We start from the raw sequence: 8,017 nt of genomic DNA, 5'->3' as shown, positions 1-8,017 counted from the left end.
GATCACAGAGGTCCTCTACGAAAGGGGCAACGACGGTACCGCCACACGGCACCGATCATCGGCACCGCGGGACTCGAGAAGTTCCTGCTCAGCGACCCCGTACCGGACGCCTGGCCAGCGATCCCCTGCGGAACAGGATCGACGGTGGCTCGTCACGCGGAATGAGTAGTGCACCACTTCCGGAGTAGCGCATGTTGAACTGGGTAGGCAGTACAAGATTGTGCTAGTTTCGCGGCACAACCGGTGGCAGGACCGCCCCGGGCCTATCGATGGAGGCCGACGTGCTGGTGACGTTCCTGCTCAACCTTGTTGGTGTGCTGCCACTGGAGATGGCCCTGACTTTCGGGCTAGCGCTCTTCGCTCTGTCCTGGCTCGTCCCTCGTCGTCTCGTCTCGCTTCCGCAGATCGGGCGCCGCCGCTCCACGCTCCTGTGGGCGGCAACGGCGGGGTCGGTCCTCATGATCGTCGTGGCGTCCGTGACGAGCGGAATCACCGCCTCCACCTGGGACTCATCGGGCTATGACGGCTGGTTGCGGCGCCCGCTACCCCTGCTCGTCGCAACGCTGGTCGTCGCGATCGCCGGCTTCGCTCTGCGACGCACGCCCCTGCCGGCGCCTAATGAACGTGCCATCGCTCCTCGGCGATCCTGGCGCGCCTTTACCCCCCAGCCCCTTCTTTGGATCGCGGGGATCGTCGCTGCCGTGATCGTGGTCGTCGCTCTCTGGCAGATCTCGATCGCCGTGTCGGCACCGCGAAGCGGGCCGTTCTTCGGGCAGGTGCCCGACTACACGAGCCTGCCCATCTACATGAGTTTCAACGGACTCGGCTACGTTCCCGGCGCCGGCTGGCCGAATCACCTCGCGACGCTCCTCGCCCTGGTCGTTGCAGGCGTCGTGCTTGTCGTCTCGCTGCGAGCGGAGGCGAACCGTCCGCTAGCCGGACGCTCCACCGCGCCGAGCGTCACAGCGGACCGGGAATCAACCGCACGCCTGCTCGTCCTCATTCTTCTCGCGGGACTCATCACGACGCTCGGTGCCGTGCTGATGCACGTCGGCACGTCCGGCATGTCCGCAGTCGGCCTCGACGAGCAGTGGGTGTCCGAGGATACCTCCATCACGAAGCTGAACATCACCGGTGGCTACAGCGCCATCGCGGGGCGGATGAACTTGACCGGTTACGTGGTGCAGGGCGCGGGAGTCGCGCTCGCGCTCCGGATCGCTGTCGACGCCCTTCGCGGAGCGCGGCGGCCCGCTCCCGCGGCCGCCTCGGAGACGATGGGTGCGACGCGATGACGACGCCCGGCCCGAGCTCCGCAGAAGAGATCGCGGAGCTGTACCGAGGAGCGATCCGCTCCGGCCGGCTCGGAGACGGAGAACGCCTCCCCACCGTGCGTCAGACCGCCCGCGACTTCGCCATCGCCCAAGCCACCGCGGCCAAGGCCTACCGCACGCTGGAGCAAGACGGGCTCGTCGTCACCCGCACCGCAGCCGGCACTCGCGTCGCCCCAGGAGCATCCAAGGCGCCGCAAGCGGTCATCGAACGCATCCGCGCTCTCGCCGAGGTCAGCGAAGAAGCGGGCGTCTCGCTCGAAGACGTCGTTGCGATCCTCCGCACCCTCTGGGTACGCGAGGAGGCAAGGGCGACTCCCCCACACGAGTCGACTTGAAGAACACCCGTAGCGAAGCCGATACCGAAGAGACTGGCCGCTTCACGCGCGGCGTCCGCAGTTCCACTGCACCATCCCCACACGAGGCGACGCAGCCGGGCCACTCGACAACTATGCCGACGACGGCCACCTTGCTGCCGCGGCCGGGCTGATCCCCGTTCCACGTGACTCCGGACGTCGAACCGGGAACATGCACCGACCGAAGCGATACAACCGACATCTGCGCCGCTCGCTCTACCTCTCAGCACAGACCTCGATCATCCGCGAGGGACCGAATCGCGACTTCTACCTCAAGAAACGCGGCGAAGGGTACAAGCACACGCAAGCACTCCTCGCCCTCTCCCGACGACGCGTCAGCGTGCTCTGGGCCCTATTGCGCGACAACCGCACATTCACCCACGCACCTCCGACCCGCGCTGCGTAGATCAGCTACGCGACCAGGAGAGGGCCGGTCACGAGGCGTAGCCGTCCCTCCGCGTGGTGGAGCAGGTGGGAAGGTGGTCGGTTCAGTCGACCGGAGAGACGCGGATGAGGTTGCCGTCGGGATCCGCGACCACGAATGTGCGGCCGAAGACGTCCTCGTGCGGCTCCTCGACGACGTGAACACCCTTCGCTGTCCAGGCGACGAAGGTTTCATTCACCGCGGCCGCGGTGCCGGGGACCATCAGACCGAGTTCACTCGTGCGTGGGGTGCTCGGGACCGCGTGCTCGTTGCGACCGGTCCAGAGTGCGAGCAGGACGCCGGGGGCGATGGCAAAGGCGACGTAGCGCGGGGTGGTCATGGTGGGCGCGATCTCGAACAGGTCGCTGTAGAAAGCGGTCGCTGCCTCTGCATCGCTGACGTAGAGCAGGAACAGATTCGGTGTGGGCATGGAGAACTCCTCTAGTCGGTGGTCGTCATCAGTACGAGACCAGCCGATCAGGTAATGACGACAGGACCTGTCATCTTTCTGCGACGATGGCCTGTCATGAAGGCCTCGCGGTTACTGCAGATGTTGCTACTCCTGCAAACCCGTCAGCGGCTCACCACGAGAGAGCTCGCTGAACGGCTCGAGGTCTCTCGGCGAACGATTCTGCGAGATGTCGAGGCGCTGTCGGCGGCAGGAGTTCCGGTGTACGCCGAGCGGGGACGCAACGGCGGGATCCTCTTGCTCTCCACGGCGCGATTGAACGCCTCTCATCTGGACCCGAGCGAGTTGGAAGCACTGTCGGTCGTCGGCTTGGACGCGCAGCTGCTCGAGAAACTGGGACTGACTACTGTCCACGCGGCAGCCGTGCGCAAGATCGATGCCCGCGTGGCCGCGATGCCCGCGGCGCGCACCGTTGCGCGACTGGCCGACCTGATCGTCGTCGACAGTTCTGCGTGGTTCGTCGAACCGAAAGCGACCGTCGATGTCGCTGAGCTCGCGGAGGCACTCCGCTCGCGACGCCGGATCCGGCTCCACTATCGGCGCAACGCCGAGACACTGCCGTCATGGCGCGAAGCCGACCCCTACGGACTCGCCGTGAAGTCAGGCCGCTGGTACCTCGTCGCCGACGTCGACGCCGACAGTCGGCTGTTCTCCCTCGAGCGGATCACGAGCTACGAGGTGCTCGACGCGCCCGCGGCCCTGCGCGACGGCGAGACGCTCCGAACGGTCTGGGCCGGGTTGAGAGACCGCACCGAGTCACCAGGACGAGTGAGTGTCACGTTTCGCCTCCGCGAGAACCGGCTCGACCTCGCGCGCCGCATCATCGGTGCCCGCATCCATACGGTTTCTCCTGCAGACGACGGCTGGCGCACTGTCATCGTCCGCTACCCGGAGCTAGAGTCCGTGCGCCAGCTGCTTCAGTTCGGAGACCACATCGAGATCACCAGCCCCGACGAAGCCCGCGAACGAGTACGCCAACTCGCAACGGATCTGGCCCAGCGACACACTCAACGCGATACCCCAGAAGTCTGACCAGACCGACTCCGGTCAAGGTCTGCGGACAGTACCGCTAGGCCACCTTGACGTACTCATTGAGACTCCTGCTCGTGCGGTTCGTGGGTCCCGTCGACGTCGACGGGCTCTCGGTCGCGGGCTCGGCCGCGGGGGTGTCTGTTGGGTCCTCGGCGGGTAGCTCGATCCCCCAGGATGCGAGCGCTTCGCGCCGGGTTATTTCGACAGGCGGCTCGGACAGCGCTCTGCGCTGTTCGAGCTCGGCGCGGGTGACGTGCTGCCCGGGTATGCGGCGTTCGTCGCCGTAGGCGGCGCGGTAGAGCCGGTCGGCGTCGTTCTCCAGCCGGTCCACCTCGGCCTGCCGGTCCGCGAATCCGGCGAGGTAGCCGGCCCGGAACTCATCGCTCGGGATCTCGCCGCTCATGCGGCGTGCTTGTCGATGAGGTCGGGGCGGAATCCCGACCAGTGGTCCTGATCGCTGGCGACGACGACGGGGCGGCGGAGTAGCCCAGCTCCTCCATGACGTACTCGAGCGCGGCGGGGTTGGTGGTGAGGTCCACGACGTCGTACTCGATCCTCTTACGGAACGGTTCAGTGGCGCCCGCGTCGCATGTGCAGGGGACCTTGAACATCTAAATGCTCACGGTCGTCTGCACGAGTGCCGCGGTGACGCGAAAAGGTGTGCAGGCGACTGCGAGGACCGACAGCGGCGTACGCAACTCGCGGGCGACCGGTTGACGACCCCTCAACGGACGCCGCGGCGCTGGTAGAGCTATCTTCAAGATGGACACGGGAGGGCTGATGCGAGCCGAATGGAACGAAGCGTTCTTTGACGCGCAGCGCGAGGAACCGCTGACCTATTGGGTCTGCTTCTGGATTGGCGCCGATGACGAGCTGGCGGTGACCCATGACCCGCAGCGGATAACGGACGCCGACTCGGTCGAGGAGGTCCTGGCCTGGATTCACGACACGAAGGGCGACCGAGACTTCGAGCTGTTCGTGGAGACCCTCAACCACACCGAGACCCGCGAGCACGGCTGGATGCCAGCCCGAAACCTCATCCACCTCGCCGGCAATTACCGCCCACCAGGAACGACTTCCACCCTCTCTGCAAGCTCGGAGAACTAGCAGCACCTCCACCCCGGCCGGGCGACACGAGAAAACAGCTAGCCGCCCAGCAGTGCCCGCCCGGGGCGACGTCGACCCGAACCACGCGAAGCCTTGGCGGGGCAGCGGGCTCCGGGTTGGATGAGCACATGCAGAGCCGAAAGTCGAGCAAACCAGCGACCAGCCGCACGTCATCGATCCGGTAGTCGTACTCCGAAACCGGATGACGCCGCCGCACCCCGACGGCCTCGATCGCTGCGGCGAGCTCGGCATCCGGCAACATGCGCTGATCCTCTCAGACGCACGGCCAGCGATCCCCTAACGGGACGACCCAAGTCCGATCTAAGGTCAGTAGGCGACGTCAGCGGGCGCTGGCTTCCCGACTCGGCTGTGATCGGGCCGACGGGCTCGGTAGGAAGATCCGGCCAGGAGGACACCTGCAGTCACAGCAGCTAGCGACGTGGCGACGCCGGTAAAGGGCAAGGTGTCCGCGACATCCCACGGGAGAAAGAACGCTCCAGGGTCGGTGAGGGGGTTGATGACCATGAGGAGCCCAACACCAATCAGCGTGACGGGTCGTCCTGGCGAGAGTACGAAGGCGCCGAATATCACGAGCGGGAAGGCGACGGCCCAGACGATCGTTGTGGCGATCCACGTGAAGTCTGACTGTGTGGCGCTGTAGCAACCCTCGTTCAGGCCACCGAGGCACGAGCTCCAGTGCACCAGGAACGCGGCGGCACCAGCAGCCCCGAGCAAGGCGATTGTCCATCCAACCAACTGGCCTGACGTCGCGAGTCGCTTCATGGGCTCAACATAGAACTCGAAGGTGAACCTGAGCTAGATCCACACGGTCGAAGCGAAGGCCACCGCCCCCTCGCCCCGATGAACGATCTCCATACGGAACAAGCGGTCGTTCGACCGTGCCGTGGGCTGCTCAACCGATGATCATGGCGGTACGCAGAGCGAGAACCCAGCTGGTGACGGCGCCGACCACGCCCAAGGCGAGCAACAGCCACCTCCATCGAGCGTGAGAGCGCCTGCTGGCGCGCATCGCTACGACCAGGAGAACAAGGGTCGCGAGGGCGACAGAGCACAGAGCCGGCCACGCGACGTCAAACCCCGTGCACTGAGGCGGAAGGGACTCGTTGCACGCGAACGTGAATCCGTCGAGGAAGACGCCCGCAACGAGCGCGAGGAAAGTGACGGCGCCCGCGATCACGGCCGAAGTCTTGAGCGACAGTGTCTGCACACCATCACTCTCGGACCAACGCGTGAACGGCAGGAGCGCACTGGACCATCCGGGTCGGATCTGTCCCGGTGAACGATCCCCATACGGGACGGCCGCGCTCTGCTTCTGGGGTCGACTACCGACGCCGAAACGCTCCGTACAACGCGCCGGTGATGATCAGAACACCGATCCCAACGAGGACCCAGGTACGAGGATCCTCATTGACGCTGGTGCACACGCCTGGGGAGTTCGCATACTCCGCGCAGCTACCCGAACGGTCACTGGCGAGAAGGACTACGGCGACGAGAGCAACGAATGCGATCGCGAGCCGCCACCATCGAACACGACGTCGTACCGATGCACCCATGACGAGACAGTACGACGGTGGCGCTTCGCTGAGGAGACGGCCGGATCTCGATGCTTCATCGATGTGACCGCCTGCCGCTCCCCTGCCGACGGAGCCGACCGATGCCAGCAGGTCAGAGGAGCGTTTAGGTACCCCTGAGCTGTCCCCACCCGAAGGCGCTCTCCGCGATGAAGTCCTGAAAGTCGCTTCGCACGGCCCGAGTGAGGACGGACAACGCGACGCCGCTCTGAAGCTCTCGCGATGAGCCCGTCTCGTCGAGGACAGCCCACTGCGCGATGACACTGTCATCCTCGAGGCGATCCGCAGGGCTCAGAGGAGAACCGTCCGGCCACTCTGCGAGCCGCACGAAGTGCAGCCGAAGTGACGAGCGTTCGTGCCCGTGTAGCATCGCCTCGAACACGGGAACGAGCGCCAGTCGAAGCTCCTCAATCGTCGTCACCGCGCACCAATGCCGTCGAGGTAGACGTTCTCGCTGAGCGGCGTCCACGTCTCTTCCGCGCCCGCGCCGTCCGGGACGACGTGGAACTTGTTCCGACCGATCGTGGCGTCGAAGTCGCCGGCCCCGCAGCTCTGGTCCCACGTGTCCTCGTCAGCGAAGCTCGTCAGGCACGTCGTGCCCGGATCGCTCGTGCGCGCCAGGAACAGCGACCGGTCTCCGACTCGGCCGACGAGCCGGGAGCTGGTCTCGTCCATCTCGGACCAGGAGGCCTGCGGGGGCAGCGTCGGGAACACATCGGAGGCGGTCGCTGCCCTGTCGAGGTCCGCGAAGGTGAGCGGCGATCGCTCGGCGGTGGTGAAGCACCCGCTGAGCGAGGCAGCGACGGCGGCAGAGATGACCGTGACGGCAAGGGTTCGAGCGGTCACCCTTGCGATGCTGCGCGGTCGACTAGTCCAGGTCACGAGGTCAGCCTAGGAAGTCACGGCCCGGGGCGCGCCTCTTCCGGAAACTAGGGTGAGGAGGTGTTCCCCGAGCTCGGCACCGCGTTCCTCGCGGGCGCGCTCGCTCTGCTCTCCCCGTGCGCTGCGCCGATCCTGCCGATGCGGGTGAGAGCGGCACACCTAGACTCCTGCGCATGACCGCTTCGTCATCCGTGGACGTGTCGCGGCGCCGACGTCGTTCGGCTCGTCGTCGCCTGTCCTTCTTCGGCGTCCTAGGCGAGCTGCTGATGACCGCAGGGGTGCTCGTTCTGCTGTTCCTCGCCTGGCAGCTGTGGTGGAACGATGCGGTGATCGCGGGCCGGCAGGAAGATCAAGCGGCCGAGCTGCGCCAGAGCTGGGGCGAGGACGCGCCGCCCGCTGAGGCACCATCCCAGCCGATCGCCGCGCCTTCCGTCCCCGGTGACCCAGTGATCGCGCCAGTCGCGGCTCTGGACACAACGTTCGGCAACCTCTATATCCCCCGGTACGGCGAGGGGTGGGTGCGCACAATCGCTGAGGGCGTCGACGCGGAGAACGTGCTCGACGTGGGCAGCATCGGCCACTACCCGGGAACGCAGATGCCCGGCGAGGTGGGGAACTTCGCGATCGCCGCGCACCGCTCCGCTGCCGGCGGAGGAATGCACCTCATCGATGAGCTGCAACTGGGTGATGCGATCTACATCGAGACCGCCGACGGCTGGTACACGTACCGGTTCCGGAACCTCGAATACGTGCAGCCCTCCGAAGTGCAGGTCATCGATCCGGTCCCCTGGACGAGCGACGTCGTTCCGACGGATCGTCTGATCACG

10 protein-coding genes and 2 pseudogenes are annotated in these 8,017 nt (G+C 66.1%); 6 read left to right on the top strand and 6 right to left on the bottom strand.

Annotated elements, in window-relative coordinates; translation table 11 throughout:
• Window positions 1-281: 281 nt before the first annotated feature.
• From C5C56_RS17170 to C5C56_RS17160, 3 genes and pseudogenes are all read left to right on the top strand, one after another.
• On the top strand, window positions 282-1,292 hold the full coding sequence (locus tag C5C56_RS17170; protein WP_146086528.1) for a hypothetical protein: 1,011 nt from the start codon (window positions 282-284) through the stop codon (window positions 1,290-1,292).
• On the top strand, window positions 1,289-1,666 hold the full coding sequence (locus tag C5C56_RS17165) for a GntR family transcriptional regulator (protein ID WP_104281150.1): 378 nt from the start codon (window positions 1,289-1,291) through the stop codon (window positions 1,664-1,666). Before C5C56_RS17170 ends, C5C56_RS17165 begins: the two co-directional genes overlap by 4 nt.
• A 97-nt stretch (window positions 1,667-1,763) precedes the next feature.
• A pseudogene (locus C5C56_RS17160) lies at window positions 1,764-2,090 on the top strand (transposase); the annotation flags it as partial.
• Between the two features lie 82 nt (window positions 2,091-2,172).
• Here C5C56_RS17160 and C5C56_RS17155 read toward each other — a convergent pair.
• The gene (locus C5C56_RS17155; RefSeq protein ID WP_104320002.1) at window positions 2,173-2,538 is read right to left on the bottom strand and encodes a VOC family protein; all 366 of its coding nucleotides are present in this window, start codon (window positions 2,536-2,538) and stop codon (window positions 2,173-2,175) included.
• A 96-nt stretch (window positions 2,539-2,634) separates the two neighbouring features.
• Here C5C56_RS17155 and C5C56_RS17150 point away from each other — a divergent pair, with 96 nt between their 5' ends.
• Entirely contained in the window at window positions 2,635-3,609 is a 975-nt protein-coding gene (locus C5C56_RS17150) for a YafY family protein (RefSeq protein WP_104281152.1), read from the top strand.
• 37 nt (window positions 3,610-3,646) lie between these two features.
• Here C5C56_RS17150 and C5C56_RS17145 read toward each other — a convergent pair whose 3' ends face one another.
• Entirely contained in the window at window positions 3,647-4,012 is a 366-nt protein-coding gene (locus C5C56_RS17145; RefSeq protein WP_104281153.1) for a hypothetical protein, read from the bottom strand.
• Window positions 4,009-4,220: pseudogene (locus C5C56_RS18425) on the bottom strand (glutaredoxin domain-containing protein). The gene C5C56_RS17145 and the pseudogene C5C56_RS18425 overlap by 4 nt, the downstream one beginning before the upstream one ends.
• A gap of 151 nt (window positions 4,221-4,371) precedes the next feature.
• On the opposite strand from C5C56_RS18425, the gene C5C56_RS17135 reads away from it, so the two are divergent.
• A complete protein-coding gene (locus tag C5C56_RS17135; RefSeq protein WP_104261691.1) occupies window positions 4,372-4,716 on the top strand; it encodes a hypothetical protein in 345 nt (114 codons plus the stop codon).
• Between the two features lie 327 nt (window positions 4,717-5,043).
• Here the strand turns inward: C5C56_RS17135 and C5C56_RS17130 are convergent, their stop codons facing one another.
• The 3 genes from C5C56_RS17130 to C5C56_RS17115 all read right to left on the bottom strand — a co-directional run bounded on the left by C5C56_RS17130 (window position 5,044) and on the right by C5C56_RS17115 (window position 7,154).
• The gene (locus C5C56_RS17130; RefSeq protein ID WP_104224249.1) at window positions 5,044-5,499 is read right to left on the bottom strand and encodes a hypothetical protein; all 456 of its coding nucleotides are present in this window, start codon (window positions 5,497-5,499) and stop codon (window positions 5,044-5,046) included.
• 130 nt (window positions 5,500-5,629) lie between these two features.
• On the bottom strand, window positions 5,630-5,944 hold the full coding sequence (locus C5C56_RS17125; RefSeq protein WP_104320001.1) for a hypothetical protein: 315 nt from the start codon (window positions 5,942-5,944) through the stop codon (window positions 5,630-5,632).
• A 781-nt stretch (window positions 5,945-6,725) separates the two neighbouring features.
• Entirely contained in the window at window positions 6,726-7,154 is a 429-nt protein-coding gene (locus C5C56_RS17115) for a hypothetical protein (RefSeq protein ID WP_104319999.1), read from the bottom strand.
• Between the two features lie 209 nt (window positions 7,155-7,363).
• On the opposite strand from C5C56_RS17115, the gene C5C56_RS17110 reads away from it, so the two are divergent.
• On the top strand, window positions 7,364-8,017 hold a 654-nt coding region (locus tag C5C56_RS17110), incomplete at its 3' end, for a class E sortase (RefSeq protein WP_146086527.1).

It is taken from the genome of Rathayibacter sp. AY1D1 (genome assembly GCF_002932635.1).
In the GTDB taxonomy this organism is placed as follows: Bacteria; Actinomycetota; Actinomycetes; order Actinomycetales; family Microbacteriaceae; genus Rathayibacter.
The sequence above is the reverse complement of the archived record's forward strand: the minus strand, read 5'-3'. Positions and strand labels throughout refer to the sequence as shown.

Bases quoted from the DNA above. Each gene is read 5' to 3' on its own strand.
- C5C56_RS17165 (WP_104281150.1), top strand. From the start codon at position 1,289: ATGACGACGCCCGGCCCGAGCTCCGCAGAAGAGATCGCGGAGCTGTAC.
- C5C56_RS17155 (WP_104320002.1), bottom strand. From the start codon at position 2,538: ATGCCCACACCGAATCTGTTCCTGCTCTACGTCAGCGATGCAGAGGCA.
- C5C56_RS17150 (WP_104281152.1), top strand. From the start codon at position 2,635: ATGAAGGCCTCGCGGTTACTGCAGATGTTGCTACTCCTGCAAACCCGT.
- C5C56_RS17145 (WP_104281153.1), bottom strand. From the start codon at position 4,012: ATGAGCGGCGAGATCCCGAGCGATGAGTTCCGGGCCGGCTACCTCGCC.
- C5C56_RS17135 (WP_104261691.1), top strand. From the start codon at position 4,372: ATGGACACGGGAGGGCTGATGCGAGCCGAATGGAACGAAGCGTTCTTT.
- C5C56_RS17130 (WP_104224249.1), bottom strand. From the start codon at position 5,499: ATGAAGCGACTCGCGACGTCAGGCCAGTTGGTTGGATGGACAATCGCC.